The 14,848-nt window shown below is 56.9% G+C and carries 11 protein-coding genes; 8 read left to right on the forward strand and 3 right to left on the reverse strand.

Annotated features, from left to right (window positions below; all coding sequences use genetic code 11):
* Positions 1-65 precede the first annotated feature (65 nt).
* The 4 genes from K3556_RS00225 to K3556_RS00240 all read left to right on the forward strand — a co-directional run bounded on the left by K3556_RS00225 (position 66) and on the right by K3556_RS00240 (position 3,133).
* Positions 66-995, forward strand: coding sequence for a hypothetical protein (locus K3556_RS00225; protein WP_260517734.1), 930 nt, complete (start codon positions 66-68; stop codon positions 993-995).
* 114 nt (positions 996-1,109) lie between these two features.
* Complete coding sequence (locus K3556_RS00230; RefSeq protein ID WP_260517735.1) at positions 1,110-2,336, forward strand: argininosuccinate synthase; 1,227 nt, start codon at positions 1,110-1,112, stop codon at positions 2,334-2,336.
* A gap of 32 nt (positions 2,337-2,368) precedes the next feature.
* Positions 2,369-2,773 (forward strand): DUF1810 domain-containing protein, encoded by a 405-nt coding sequence (locus tag K3556_RS00235; RefSeq protein ID WP_260519273.1) that lies wholly within the window; start codon positions 2,369-2,371, stop codon positions 2,771-2,773.
* Between the two features lie 75 nt (positions 2,774-2,848).
* Positions 2,849-3,133 (forward strand): SCP2 sterol-binding domain-containing protein, encoded by a 285-nt coding sequence (locus tag K3556_RS00240; protein ID WP_260517736.1) that lies wholly within the window; start codon positions 2,849-2,851, stop codon positions 3,131-3,133.
* On the opposite strand, the gene K3556_RS00245 is transcribed toward K3556_RS00240, so the two are convergent.
* A complete protein-coding gene (locus tag K3556_RS00245; protein ID WP_260517737.1) occupies positions 3,130-4,011 on the reverse strand; it encodes a ribokinase in 882 nt (293 codons plus the stop codon). The two genes, K3556_RS00240 and K3556_RS00245, sit on opposite strands and share 4 nt — an antisense overlap.
* Positions 4,012-4,194: 183 nt before the next feature.
* Between K3556_RS00245 and K3556_RS00250 the strand changes: the two genes are divergently transcribed.
* Positions 4,195-5,214 (forward strand): isocitrate/isopropylmalate dehydrogenase family protein, encoded by a 1,020-nt coding sequence (locus K3556_RS00250; RefSeq protein ID WP_260517738.1) that lies wholly within the window; start codon positions 4,195-4,197, stop codon positions 5,212-5,214.
* Between the two features lie 180 nt (positions 5,215-5,394).
* Positions 5,395-7,608: an NADP-dependent isocitrate dehydrogenase gene (locus K3556_RS00255; RefSeq protein ID WP_260517739.1), complete on the forward strand. Its 2,214-nt coding sequence runs from the start codon at positions 5,395-5,397 to the stop codon at positions 7,606-7,608.
* 66 nt (positions 7,609-7,674) lie between these two features.
* On the opposite strand, the gene K3556_RS00260 is transcribed toward K3556_RS00255, so the two are convergent.
* Together K3556_RS00260 and K3556_RS00265 are read right to left on the reverse strand one after the other, a co-directional pair.
* Positions 7,675-8,541, reverse strand: coding sequence for a hypothetical protein (locus tag K3556_RS00260; protein WP_260517740.1), 867 nt, complete (start codon positions 8,539-8,541; stop codon positions 7,675-7,677).
* A 45-nt stretch (positions 8,542-8,586) separates the two neighbouring features.
* A complete protein-coding gene (locus tag K3556_RS00265; RefSeq protein ID WP_260517741.1) occupies positions 8,587-10,848 on the reverse strand; it encodes an NADP-dependent malic enzyme in 2,262 nt (753 codons plus the stop codon).
* Positions 10,849-11,101: 253 nt separating this feature from the next.
* Here K3556_RS00265 and galE point away from each other — a divergent pair, with 253 nt between their 5' ends.
* Together galE and mutS are read left to right on the forward strand one after the other, a co-directional pair.
* The gene (galE, locus tag K3556_RS00270; RefSeq protein WP_260517742.1) at positions 11,102-12,112 is read left to right on the forward strand and encodes a UDP-glucose 4-epimerase GalE; all 1,011 of its coding nucleotides are present in this window, start codon (positions 11,102-11,104) and stop codon (positions 12,110-12,112) included.
* A gap of 94 nt (positions 12,113-12,206) precedes the next feature.
* A complete protein-coding gene (gene mutS / locus K3556_RS00275; RefSeq protein WP_260519274.1) occupies positions 12,207-14,828 on the forward strand; it encodes a DNA mismatch repair protein MutS in 2,622 nt (873 codons plus the stop codon).
* Positions 14,829-14,848 lie beyond the last annotated feature (20 nt).

Below are 14,848 nucleotides of genomic sequence, written 5' to 3' on the forward strand. Positions count from 1 at the left end.
GGCTGGATGCCACTATTGTGGCCTAATTCCAGTTTACAGTCGACTTTCTAAAGGAGGCCCACGACATGCCGATCATGAAACACCTAACTGTTGGCGCTTTAGTCGCAGCACTTTCCGTCCCCGCATTGGGAACCGTTGCATTGACCCTGTCGACAGAGCCCGCTTTCGCGAAGAACAAGGATCGGGGAAAGTCGAAAGACCGCGACCGGACCAAAAGGGAACGGCCTGACAAGCGGGACAGCAAATCGCGGGGGTCTGGCCGCACCAAGGAAACCGGACGCACCAAAGCTGCTGTTAAGACGAGCAACGGGTCGGTGCGCAGTGTGCTCAAGGGTGCGAATGCCTCTAACGCAAGCGCTCGTGCCCTTGAAGTGGCAAGTCCCAACAGCCGTGTCGGGAAGGCCGCGCTGTATCGCGATGCGGTTCTGGCTGCAACCACCGCAGACGAGGCAGCCGCCGCTGTCGCGACCATGCTGGAAGAGCTCGAAGCCACCGATCCCGGCTTTACGTCAGAGGAAACACAGGCTGTGATTGATGGTCTGGAAGCAACCAAACAAGGCCTGATGGATCAGGAAACCGCACTGCTGGCCGAACAGGAAGAGCTGAACAGCAAGACGGAACTGACCGAAGAGGAACAGGTCCGCCTAGGTGAGATTGAGGGCGAACTGGAAACAGTCCGCACCCAGCACTCCGAGAACGCGGACGCCTTGGCATCGGCTAACGACGATCTGACTACCGCAACGGAGTACGAGGCCGAGCTTGATCGCCTGCAAGCCGAGTTGACCAAGGCCGAGGAAGCTGCAGAAGGCGCAGAAACCGGGCAACAGGATGCTCTGCTGGCGCTGACCGACGGCCGGGACATTTCCGAGAATGTAGAGGCGATGGCCGAGCTTCATTCCAACCTTGGACTTCCGGCCGAAGAGCCCGAGTTACCCGAGGAAGAAATGCCCGAAGAAACTGACGAGGATTCAGAAGAAGTGACTTCGGATTCGTAACCGAAAGGCGCAGGCGGTCAACGGGCTGCCTGCGCCTTTCTGCTTTTGCCTCTCTTCCTTGCTCTTGCCAACAAAAACAGGTAACTGCGCGCAGACGATACGTAGGAGAAAACGATGTCTGCGCCCAAGAAAGTTGTTCTGGCCTATTCCGGTGGCCTTGATACCTCGATCATCCTGAAATGGTTGCAAACCGAGTACGGGTGCGAAGTGATTACTTTCACCGCTGACCTTGGTCAGGGTGAGGAGCTGGACCCGGCCCGCAAAAAAGCCGAGATGCTGGGCATCAAGCCAGAAAACATCCACATCGAAGACCTCCGGGAAGAATTCGTGCGTGACTTTGTGTTCCCGATGTTCCGTGCCAATGCGCAATACGAAGGTCTGTACCTGCTTGGCACATCAATCGCGCGCCCACTGATTTCAAAGCGGCTGGTTGAAATCGCCAAAGAACACAACGCTGACGCGGTCAGCCACGGCGCGACCGGCAAAGGCAACGATCAGGTGCGCTTCGAACTGGCCGCCTATGCGTTAAACCCCGAGATCAAAGTGATCGCCCCGTGGCGTGAGTGGGATCTGAGCTCTCGCACGCGCCTTTTGGAGTTTGCAGAGCAGCATCAGATTCCGGTTGCGAAAGACAAACGCGGCGAAGCGCCTTTCTCAGTCGATGCGAACCTTCTGCATACCTCGTCCGAGGGTAAGGTTCTGGAAGACCCAGCCGTGGATGCGCCCGACTATGTTTACCAGCGCACCGTACACCCGGAAGATGCGCCCGACACGCCCGAGTTCATCGAGATCGGGTTTGAGAAGGGTGATGCCGTGTCGATCAACGGTGTGGACATGTCGCCCGCAACGATCCTGACTGAGCTTAACGAGTATGGCCGCAAACACGGTATTGGTCGCCTTGATCTGGTCGAAGGCCGCTATGTTGGCATGAAGTCGCGTGGCATCTATGAAACGCCCGGTGGCACGATCCTTCTGGATGCCCACCGCGGGATCGAATCGATCACAATGGACCGGGGCGCGATGCATCTGAAAGACGAGCTGATGCCGAAATACGCCGAGCTGATCTATAATGGCTACTGGTACAGTCCCGAGCGCGAGATGCTGCAAGCCGCCATTGACGCCAGCCAAGAACACGTGACCGGCACCGTGCGCATGAAGCTATACAAGGGTCTGGCCCGTGTGGTTGGCCGCTGGTCCGATCATTCGCTGTATTCAGAAGAGCACGTGACGTTTGAAGAGGACATGGGGGCGTATGATCAGAAAGACGCGGCAGGTTTCATTCAGTTGAACGCCCTGCGACTGAAGCTGATCGCAATGCGCAACAAGCGCGTGGCCAAGTGACCTACGATAACGAAAAAGACGATGAGCTGGAGATGTTCATCGAGGCTCAGGACACCGTGTGGCGCGATGTCCTGAGCGAACTGCAGGCCGGGGAAAAGGAAGGCCACTGGATGTGGTTTGTCTTCCCGCAATTGGCCGAGTTGGGGCAATCCTATATGTCGCAACTGTATGGGCTTGAAAGCCTGACTGAAGCTGAAGCCTATCTTGGCCATGATGAACTGCAACGCCGTCTCCTTGTTGTTTCATCGCTTATGCTTGAACATGCTGATAAGGGCGCCGACAGGGTTTTGGGAAATATCGACGCTCAGAAATTGAAATCCTGCATGACCCTGTTTGCGGCTGTCCAAAATGCTCCACCGATTTTTCAGCAGGTTCTTGACGCGCTGTTCGATGGCGCACCCTGTGCCCACACTGTCGCAGCATTGAACCGGACCTAGCGTCACCGGCCGTTTGGTCAATCTTGCTCTTCCCGCCCTGCCTGCCTAATCGCAAAGCAGAAGGGGGAAAACGATATGCCGCTTAGTAAAATTGCCGAGGATATTCAGGTCGGTCTTGATGGCCGCCGCTTTGATGGGTCACTGAAGTTTGATTGCGGCGACGACGGCGTCGTCATATTGGCCGACAGCGGTGTCAGCACAGTTGACCGTGAAACAGATTGCGCGCTGCGCCTGTCGACAGAGAACCTGCAAAGGCTTTTGGTTGGGAAGCTCAACCCCATGACCGCTGTCATGATGGGGAAGATCAAGATATCCGGCGATATGCCGACCGCGCTCAGGCTCGCAAAGCTGCTGAGTTAGAGCCTTTCGGACAGGAAAGCCTCGACCTCATCCGCCCTTGGCATAACATCCGCGGTGCCTTCCCGCGTAACCTGAATGGCTGACGCAGCCGACGCTTTGCGCAATGATGTTTTAACGTCGTAGCCTTGGTCAAGCGCTGCTGCAAGGTTGCCAATAAAGCAGTCACCAGCCCCAGTCGTATCAACAGGGTCGACCTGAAAAGCTGGCGCGTTGATTTCCTGTCCATTCAGCTGATCACGCCACACTGCACCGTTCGCCCCGCGCGTAATAACCACGACTGGCACATCGATTTCGGCGATTGTGACGCCCAGCGCCTGCGAAAGTTGTTCCGCCTCAACCTCGTTCAGCACAAAAATATCACAAAAAGGCAGCACAGCTTCAACCGCCGCAGCCTCGAATGGTGCTGCAGAATAGACCACCCGCATACCTTTGGCACGCCCCAACTCCGCCGCCTTTTGCACGTGACTGGTTTCGTTTTGCAGCAGAAGTGTGTCGTCAGGGCCGGCCTTCGTAAAGCCCATGCGAACTGCGTCCCACGTCATCGCGCGATTGGCGCCCGGCACAAGCACGATCGAGTTTTCGGCGGAACGATCCACATAGATGTTTGCATGTCCGGTTGGTCCCCCGAGCGAAATAACATGCTGAGTGCCTATGCCCTCGTCAGTCAGAGCCTTCAAGCACCAGTCACCGTCCGCTCCGACCGCCCCAACATGCGTCACAACGCTGCCCGCGCGGCACGCGGCCACAGATTGATTGGCACCTTTGCCCCCCAATTGCCGCGCGTAGCGGTCAGAGTTCAGGGTTTCACCGGGCTGCGGTAAGTGCGGAAGATAGTAAAAATTGTCGATGTTGATCGAGCCGAAGTTGAAGATGGGCATGGGTCCCTCCTGATTGGAAACCCTATCCTTTGACACCGAAGCCGCAACCTGAAATCCTCTGCAATGTGTCTGGGAGTCGTTGTTTCATTCGCCCTTTTGAATGTCACTTTGCAGTTGTATTCCATTGTATACCGTTTATACGAAACCCAGAATTCTGGTTTGTTGAATGCAGGAGTATCCGCCATGACGACCCAAATTGACGCCACGTTGATCCCCGGCGATGGGATTGGACCCGAGATCACAGAAGCTGTCACTGCCATTCTTGATCACATGGGCAGCCCGTTCAAATGGGACGTGCAGCAAGCTGGTATGGCCGGGATCGACGCCACTGGCGACCCCCTTCCGCAAGCAACCATCGACAGCATCCGCCGCACTAAACTGGCGCTGAAGGGTCCGCTGACCACACCCGTTGGCGGCGGCTTCAAGTCGATCAACCTGCAGCTTCGCCAAGCTTTTAATCTGTATGCAAATGTCCGCCCCACCAAGACGATCAAGACCGATGGGCGCTATGACAACATCGACATGGTCATCTTCCGTGAGAACCTTGAAGGTTACTACATCTCAGACGAGGGCTATCAGGAACACAACGGCGACCCAGAGGGTAAAGTCTTCTCGACTGGTTATAACACCAAAGAAGGTGCGCGCCGGATCACGCGCGCGGCGTTTGAATACGCGGTTGCCAATGGCCGTAAGAAGGTGACCATCGTCCACAAGGCCAATATCCTGAAGCTTCTGTCGGGCATGTTCCTTGAAGAGGCCCGCGACGTCGCAAAGGAATATGAAGGTCGCGTTGAATGTGACGAACGTATCGTTGATGCCTGCGCAATGCAGATGGTTATGTACCCGGACGCCTTCGACGTGATTGTCACCACCAACCTGTTTGGTGACATTCTATCTGACCTCGCTGCCGGTTTGATTGGCGGCCTTGGCTTGGCTCCTGGAGCCAACATCGGCGAGGACGCCGCGATTTTCGAGGCCGTCCACGGGTCCGCGCCAGACATCGCCGGTCAACAAAAAGCAAACCCCTGTGCCTTTCTTATGGCCGCCGGTCTGATGCTGGAACATGTCGGGCTGAATGGCGATGCCGATCGTCTGAAGAAGGCTGTCATAGACACTGTTCAAGCCAAAGACCGCGTGACGCCAGATCTTGGCGGTACCGGCAACACGATGTCGATTGCCAACGCAATTATGGATCGACTGTAAAAGACCAAACGCACGAAATGGGCGCGCGGTCAAAGCTGCGCACCCAATTGTTTCAACTGTTAGCGCCCCGCCCTTTTTTTCTGCACCAATCTTGTGTATGTGGGTGGGGAAATTTCACCTTTCACCGTTTGGGAATTGACCCCGTGGTGAAGCTCTCCGCGAAAAAAGAGGTGTCCTGATATGACCGATACATCGCAACCAGACATTCTGTATACCATCGTAGACGAAGCGCCCGAGCTGGCCAGCGCATCGTTCCTGCCAATCATCAAGCGCTTCGCATCGGCGGCTGGCGTAACGGTTGGCACCAAGGATATTTCCCTGGCTGCCCGCATCATTTCGGCGTTCCCAGAAAACCTGACCGACGCCCAACGCCAATCCGATGATCTGGCCGAGCTGGGCAAACTGGTGAAAACGCCTGACGCAAACGTCATCAAGCTGCCGAACGTTTCGGCCTCGGTCCCGCAGCTTGTGGCCGCCGTGGAGGAGCTTCAGTCGCAGGGCTATAAGCTGCCCGATTATCCCGAAGAGCCGAAAACCGACGACGAAAAAGCAATCCGTGCGCGTTACGACGCGATCAAAGGTTCGGCCGTGAACCCGGTATTGCGCGAAGGCAACTCTGACCGCCGCGCGGCCAAGGCCGTGAAAAACTTTGCTCAGAAAAACCCGCATTCGATGGGGGAATGGTCGTCGGACAGCAAGACCAAAGTCTCGTCCATGCCGGGCAATGATTTCTATGCAAATGAGAAGTCCGCCACTATCTCTGCGGCCCAAGCTGGCAATGCGAAGATCGAATTTGTCGCAAAGGACGGCGGCGTTACCGTCCTGAAGGACAGCTGGGCGCTGGACGAGGGCACGATTGCCGATGCGACCTACATGTCCGCGCGTGCGCTGGGCGCGTTCCTGGCCGACGCCATCGCAGACACCAAGAACGACGGCACCATGTTTTCGCTTCACATGAAGGCGACCATGATGAAGGTCTCGGACCCGATCATCTTTGGCCATGCCGTTAAAGCTTGGTTGGCCCCTGTGTTCGACAAGTTTGGCGACAAACTGGACGCGCTGGGTGTCAATCCGAACTCTGGCTTGGGTGACCTGCTGGAGCGTGTCGAAGACGACGCCGATATCATGGCCGCCATCAAAGCTGTGACCGCTGATCGTCCCGCCATGTATATGGTCGACTCGGACAAAGGCATCACCAACCTGCACGTCCCGTCAGATGTGATCATCGACGCCTCGATGCCCGCTGTGATCCGCGCAGGTGGCAAAGGCTGGGATGCCGCGGGCAAGAAGGGCGACACCAATTGTGTGATCCCCGACCGCTGCTATGCGACCGTCTATGACGAATCGATTAACTTCTTCAAAGAAAACGGGGCGCTGGATGTTGCGACCGCAGGTGCCGTCGCCAATGTTGGGCTGATGGCCCAAAAGGCCGAAGAATATGGCTCGCACCCCACCACGTTTGAAGCGCCCGCCGATGGATCGATCCGCGTAGTTCTGGCAAATGGTGACACGCTGCACAGCCACGATGTTGAGGCCGGCGATATCTGGCGCGCCTGCACTGTGAAGAAGGCCCCCATTGAAAACTGGATCGAATTGGCGATGGACCGTCAACGCCTGACCGGATCGGAATCAATCTTCTGGCTGGACGCAAACCGTGCCCATGATGCCGAGCTGATCAAATATGTCGAACCCGCGTTGAAAGCGGCCGGTGTGGCGGACAAATTCCAGATCATGGCCCCGCGCGAAGCCACGCGCCAATCGTTGAAAACCATCACTGCAGGTAACGACAGCATTGCCATCACCGGCAATGTGCTGCGCGACTATCTGACCGACTTGTTCCCGATCCTCGAGCTTGGTACCTCGGCCAAGATGCTGTCGATCGTGAAGCTGATGCAAGGCGGCGGTCTGTTTGAAACCGGTGCTGGCGGCTCTGCACCGAAACACGTGCAACAGCTGGTCGAAGAAAACCACCTGCGCTGGGATTCGATGGGTGAGTTCTGCGCATTGGGTGAAAGCCTGAACTTCCTTGCCGACGCAAAAGGGAACGCCAAGGCCGGTGTTCTGGGTCGCGCCGCCGAGGATGCCACTCAGGGTATTTTGGACAACAACCGCTCGCCGTCACGTAAGGTGGGCGAGCCGGACAACCGCGACAGCCACTATTGGTTCGCCCGCTACTGGGCCGAGGCTTTGGCCGCGCAAACCGACGACACCGCGATTGCAGCAGAATTTGCCCCGGTTGCAAAAGCTCTGGCGGACGGTGAAGGCGCCATCCTGTCCGAAATCGCCGCGGTCCAAGGGCCAGCAGCGGATATCGGTGGCTATTATCACCCGAGCGTAGAGAAGAAAGCGAAAGTGATGCGGCCCAGCGCCACGCTGAACGCCATCATCGGCTAGGCCCGCTTGACAAGACTGCCGAAGCGCCCCGTCAGAAGTTCTGGCGGGGTGTTTTCTTTTTGGCTGCTACGGTTCGGCGGTCAGAACATTTGCGCGCAAAAGCTCGTCTCGCTCAGGAAACCAGATCGACTGGTTCGGGCTGTCATACAGTCGGGATACGAAGTCGGCAGAGACACCCTGCTGACTGAAAAAATCCGCATCGCGCTTCTGCTCGGCATGCACGTCGAACTGCGGCAGTTTAGCTGCGTCCATCAATGCATAGCTATGAAACCCCAGACGCGCATTCAGTTGCAGGGTTCGGCGCGTGCCGGCGATAAAGACAATCGTGCAGGCCGAACTGCAGCTGGTTTCAACATGTGTGTCTAGCCCTGCGGAAACAACCAGTTTTGCCAGCCCACGCGCTTCAAAGATATTTCCTCCGGGGCTATCCAAGTGCAGGGCTGTAAGGTGGGTGTTATCAGCCAAATACGCCGCCAACCGCTTGGTGACTCCATGCGTCAGCTCGCCCTTAAAAGACACCGCCTGACGCGCCTCGTCGATGGACATCGTATACAGCGCGGCGCGCAGCCGATCCATCTTGGCCGAGTAGAGCTCCTCTTTCGGGGGGGCATTTGCCGCCAGCACCAACCCCCACCACTGTGACAGCATCACAGCGACGGCCACGATTAGCGCGACGATCCCACCCCAAAGGGGCAGCATAGAGCTGGAGCCGGAAAGGCTGTGCTCCGCGGCCCGGAAATAGCCGACACTTTGCCAGATCATCAGCAGCATATCTGTTGCAATTGCCGCGTACAAAAGGGCTTTGGGCAGCGGTTGGACCCATGTCAGCAGGGCTATCGCGCCGTATACGGCAAGACGTAACAAAACGCCGTGCACCCAGAATGAGCGGTTCAACGGGTGGTGCCCGTGCCAATGGGTCAAGAAATAACGCATGCCCCACGATAGGGGCATGCACCAAAGTCGGTCAAACGGCTGAGTTTATTTTTCACCCAGCCGCGCGGCTGCCAGAACGGCCATATTCAAAATGTCGTTCGACGTAGAATTGGTCGAACAGATCTGGATAGGCTGGTCAATGCCCGACAAGATCGGGCCGATAACCGTTGCGCCCGCCAGTTCCTGCATCATCTTGACCGAGATCGAAGCCGAGTGCCGCGCAGGCACCACCAGAACGTTGGCCGGACCAGACAAACGGCAGAACGGATAATGCGCCATCACCTCAGCATTCAGGGCTACGTCGACTGTCATCTCGCCGTCGAATTCAAAATCAACACCACGCTTTTCCAAAATAGCGGGGGCTTCGTGCATCTTCTCCGCACGCTCCGACACCGGATACCCAAAGGTCGAAAAGCTAACGAAAGCCACGCGCGGCTCCAACCCAAGCCCACGTGCAACGGCGGCAGCACGTTCTGCGATGTTGGCAAGGTCCTCAGTTTCTGGCCATTCGTGAACCAGCGTATCTGCAATAAGTACAATGCGCCCTTTGTGAAGAAGCACCGTCACGCCAACAGCGCCGTCTGTCGCACGGGCATCAAAGACATGGTTAATACGGTCCAGAACATAAGCCGATTTGCGGGTCGCACCGGTAATCAAACCATCACCATGACCATGCGCCAGCATCAGGGATGCAAAAACGTGCCGGTCACGCGCCGCCAGGCGGTGAATATCATGGTGGTCAAACCCTTTGCGCTGCAGCCGTTCGTAAAGGAAGTCTTTGTAGACCGGCATATGGTCGGTATTTGCCGCATTCACGACGTGCAGCTCGCGCACGGCATCTGCCAGCCCCAAGCCGACCAACCTGGACTTAACCTCTTCCTCGCGTCCGACTACCAATGCGCGCCCATGCCCATTGCGCTGATACTGAACGGCCGCGCGCAGAACCTGAGGCGTATCGCCTTCAGCAAAGATCATCGTCGCCTGGTTCTTTCGTGCCCGCGCAGTGATCCCACGAAGGATGGACGCTGTCGGATCCATTCTCGCCTTCAGGGACATTTCATAACCATCCATATCGATGATCGGGCGGCGCGCGACGCCGGTGTCCATCCCGGCCCGCGCCACAGCCGGCGGGATCACATAGATCAATCGCGGATCAAACGGCGTGGGAATAATGTAGTCCCGGCCAAAGGTCAGTTTCTTGCCGTAAGCCATCGCGACCTCGTCCGGAACATCTTCGCGCGCCAATTCTGCAAGCGCGCGTGCGCAGGCGATCTTCATCTCGTCGTTGATTGCACGTGCGTTGATGTCCAGAGCGCCGCGAAACAGGTATGGGAACCCCAGCACATTATTGACCTGATTGGGATAGTCTGACCGGCCGGTGGCAACGATCGCGTCATTGCGCACCTCGTGTGCCTCCTCTGGTGTAATTTCCGGATCAGGATTTGCCATCGCAAAGATCACCGGATTGTCTGCCATTGACGCAACCATTTCCTGTGTCACTGCGCCTTTGACCGATACGCCAAGAAAGACGTCTGCGCCCTCCATCGCCTCTTCAAGCGTCCGCAATTCTGTATTGGCGGCATGGGCCGACTTCCACTGGTTCATCCCGTCCTTGCGGCCCTGATAAATGACGCCCTTGGTGTCACAGACAATACAATTGTCATGCTTTGCGCCCATTGCTTTGATCAGTTCAATGCAAGCGATCCCTGCGGCGCCCGCACCATTGGCGACGATGCGGCAATCTTCGATTTTCTTACCAGACAGGTGCAGTGCGTTCATCAACCCCGCAGCGCAGATAACCGCCGTGCCGTGCTGATCATCGTGGAAGACGGGAATATCCATCTCTTCCTTCAGACGCTGTTCAATAATGAAACACTCGGGCGCTTTAATATCCTCAAGGTTGATGCCGCCAAACGTCGGACCCATCAGCTTTACGGCATTGATGAATGCTTCCGGGTCTTCGGTGTCGAGTTCAATATCAATCGAATTCACGTCGGCGAAACGTTTGAACAACACCGCCTTGCCTTCCATCACCGGCTTTGACGCCAGCGCACCAAGGTTGCCCAACCCCAGAACCGCGGTTCCGTTCGAGATGACAGCCACTAGATTGCCTTTGTTTGTATAGTCATAGGCCGTCTGGGGGTCCGCTGCGATGGATTCACACGGGACCGCGACGCCCGGGCTATAGGCCAAAGACAGATCGCGCTGGGTTGTCATGGGGACAGAGGGCGTAACCTCGAACTTGCCGGGCACAGGGTCCAAATGGAAGGCAAGCGCCTCCTCCGACGTAATCTTTGCTTTGGGCATATTTGGCGGCCTTTATCATATCGATTTCGACGATAACCCATACAGGGGGTCCGGCGTGGCCTCAACCGTATTTAGAGAAATTTTATGTCGTGAAGGTAGATTGTTTTGTAATTTTACGAAACCAACTGGCGAGGCAACGGCAATAACCCGAATGTCTAAGCGCATTCACCACCCGCCAAGTGTCGTCGCCCATTCTTGCGTGCGTTTTTGGTACAATCGGCCTATATCTCAGACAACGATCATGAGGTTTCACGTGTCTAAGAAGATCCTACTCACTGGCGGCGCGGGGTTTATCGGGTCGCATACCTACGTCGCCCTGAAGGATGCTGGGTATGAGCCGGTCATCCTCGATAATTTTTCGAATGCTCGCAGGGATGTGACGGACAGGCTGGAGATCATTACCGGCGCACCAGTGGTTTGTATCGAAGGCGACGTGCTCGACGGTAACCTTCTGGATCGCATCTTCTCGGATCATAAAATAGACGCGGTCATACATTTCGCAGCCTTAAAGGCCGTTGGTGAAAGCGTCGAGCAGCCGTTCGAGTATTTGAACACTAACATCGCCGGGCTGTATTCGCTTCTGGGCGCGATGCGGCGGGCCAATGTTTTCACACTGGTTTTTTCGTCATCGGCGACTGTTTATGGCCAACCCGATCAGCTTCCGGTGAAAGAGACCGCGCCTCGCAGTTTCAACAACCCCTATGGCTATTCCAAGTTGGTTTGTGAGCAATCGCTGGAACAGATTGCCGCGTCTGATCAGCGGTGGGCTTTTGGTATTCTTCGATATTTCAATCCGGTCGGCGCGCATGAAACCGGGCTGATCGGCGAAGATCCCAACGACATTCCGAACAATCTTGTGCCCTATATTGCCAAAGTCGCAACGGGTGAGCTAAGCCAGCTTTCCGTCTGGGGCGATGACTACGACACGCCCGATGGCACCGGTATTCGCGACTATATCCACGTGGTCGATTTGGCGCGGGGGCATGTGCAATCTGTCGATGCGCTTTTGAAGTCCGGCGAAGGGCATGTTGTGAACCTTGGCACTGGTACAGGCTATTCAGTGCTTGAGATGGTTAAGGCGTATGAACATGCCGCCGGTCGCCAACTACCTTACAGAATAGCGCCTCGTCGTGCCGGCGATGTTGCCTGCGTCTATGGCGACCCTCGCCTTGCCGACGAATTGTTGGGTTTCAAGGCGGAATTGGGTCTGGATGAGATGTGCGCCTCCAGTTGGAATTGGGTCTCGCGCCGCAAAAACTTCTGATGCCCCTTTCACCTCGGATGTGAAGGCCATAGTCTGGCGCAAACCAGACCATGGGGGATCTGAGGTGAGCGATACGACGGCCAAAGTCACGCCGATGATGGCGCAGTTTCTTGAGATCAAGAAAGGCTATCCCGACGCGCTTCTGTTCTATCGCATGGGCGATTTTTACGAACTATTCTTTGATGATGCTGTTGCGGCCTCAGCGGCATTGGACATCGCCCTGACCAAACGCGGCAAACATCTGGGTGAAGACATCCCAATGTGTGGCGTGCCGGTGCATTCTGCCGAAGGCTACCTTCTGACTCTGATCCGTAAGGGGTTTCGTGTCGCGGTCTGCGAACAGATGGAAGATCCGGCCGAGGCCAAGAAGCGCGGGTCGAAATCGGTTGTGAAGCGTGATGTGGTTCGGCTTGTCACGCCCGGCACGTTGACCGAAGAAAGCCTGCTTGATGCCCGTCGTCACAACTTTCTGGCAGCGTATAACGAGGTACGGGACGACGCCGCATTGGCGTGGGTCGATATCTCAACCGGGGCATTTCGGGTGATGCCTTGCACGCGCACCCGGCTGTCGCCCGAACTTGCCCGCTTAGCACCGCGCGAGTTGGTTTTATGCGACGATCTTAGCGCCATGTTAGGTGAATTAGTCACTGAATCAGGCGCCTCGGGCACGGATTTGGGGCGGGCAGCCTTTGACAGTTCTGGAGCAGAGAAACGACTGCTGGAGCTGTTCAAGATTGGGTCGCTTGACGCATTTGGCACCTTTAGCCGCGCCGAGATTGGTGCGATGGGCGCCATCGTCGAGTATCTGGACATAACGCAGAAGGGCAAGCTGCCGCTGCTGCGTCCGCCAGTGCGCGAACTCGCCCATGGCACGATGCAGATTGACGCCGCAACACGCCGCAATCTTGAACTGACGCACAGCCTTTCCGGTGGGCGCGATGGCTCGCTTTTGTCCGTAATCGACCGCACAGTCACCGCCGGGGGTGGCCGGTTGCTAGAGCGGCGGCTGTCCAGCCCGTCTTGCGATCTGCAGGAAATTCACGCCCGGCTGGACACGGTCGCATTCTTCAAAGACGCTCTGCGACTGACCGAGGGCGCGCGCGCTGCGCTGCGCAATGTACCTGATATCGACCGGGCGCTGTCGCGTCTTGGCCTTGAGAGAGGCGGGCCGCGTGATCTGGCCGCCCTGCGCAACGGCATCGAAGCGGCAGCTGAGATCGCCACGATGCTCTCGGACCAGGATATGCCGGACATTCTTTCTAAAGCCGCAAGTGCCCTTGTTGGTCATGAGGCCCTGTCGCACCTGCTGGACGAAGCTTTGGTTGCCGAGCCACCGCTTCTGGCCCGCGATGGTGGCTTTATCGCGCCGGGCTACGACGCCGATTTGGACGAAGCGCGCCAGCTACGCGATGAAGGGCGCGGTGTGATTGCTGGGATGCAGGCGCAATATGCCGAGCACACAGGCATCAGTAGCCTGAAGATCAAGCACAACAACGTGTTGGGGTATTTCATCGAAACGACCGCCACCCATGCGCAAAAGATGTTGGGCGCACAGTTGTCCGAGCACTATATCCACCGGCAAACCACAGCCAATGCGGTGCGGTTCACCACGGTCGCGCTTAGCGACATGGAAACCAAAATTCTGAATGCCGGCAATCGGTCATTAGAGATCGAGAAACGGCTCTATTCCGCCTTGGTTGCGCAAATTTTGGGTCAGGCAGCTGAAATTGCCGCTACCGCCCGTGCGCTTGCTGAGCTGGATGTTGCCGCCGGTTTCGCGGCTTTGGCAAGGTCGGAAAACTGGACGGCACCAAAGGTGGATAGCAGCCGTGTTTTTGACGTGCAGGCCGGACGCCACCCCGTCGTCGAAGCCGCACTCATACGATCCGGCGAGCCATTTATTGCCAATGATTGTGATCTGTCAGATGGCGACCGAAGCGCAAATATCTGGCTTCTAACTGGTCCCAACATGGCGGGTAAATCAACCTTCTTGCGGCAAAACGCGTTGATCGCCCTACTGGCACAAAGCGGCAGCTATGTTCCCGCCAAATCTGCGCATATCGGCATTGTTTCACAGCTGTTTAGCCGGGTGGGTGCCTCGGACGATCTTGCCCGCGGCCGATCGACTTTTATGGTCGAGATGGTCGAAACCGCAGCCATCCTCAACCAAGCCGATGACCGGGCTCTGGTGATTCTGGATGAAATCGGACGCGGCACTGCGACCTATGACGGGCTGTCCATCGCTTGGGCCACACTGGAACATTTGCACGACGCCAACCAATGCCGCGCCCTGTTCGCCACCCACTACCATGAGATGACACAGCTGGCCGCGAAGCTGGACGGCGTCGAAAACGCCACCATCGCCGTGAAAGAGTGGGAGGGCGAGGTCGTGTTTCTGCACGAAGTTCGCAAAGGCGCTGCGGATCGGTCATATGGCGTTCAGGTGGCGAAACTCGCTGGCCTGCCCGACAGCGTGATCGCGCGTGCGAATGTCGTTTTGGAAGCGCTGGAGAAAGGCGAGCGTGAAGGCACCGGCCAGAAGGCGGTCATTGACGATCTACCGCTGTTTGCCGCAACGCCTGCACCGGCGCGAACACCGCCGTCCGGGCCTTCGGACGTTGAGCTGGCATTGGCAGATATTCAACCTGACAGCTTGCGCCCGATTGAGGCACTAAACTTGCTGTATCAGCTCAAGGAAAAGCTGGGCGGTAAATAAGAAACGCCCCCGGAAGCCGG

The organism is Aliiroseovarius sp. M344 (genome assembly GCF_025140835.1).
Classification (GTDB): Bacteria; Pseudomonadota; Alphaproteobacteria; order Rhodobacterales; family Rhodobacteraceae; genus Aliiroseovarius.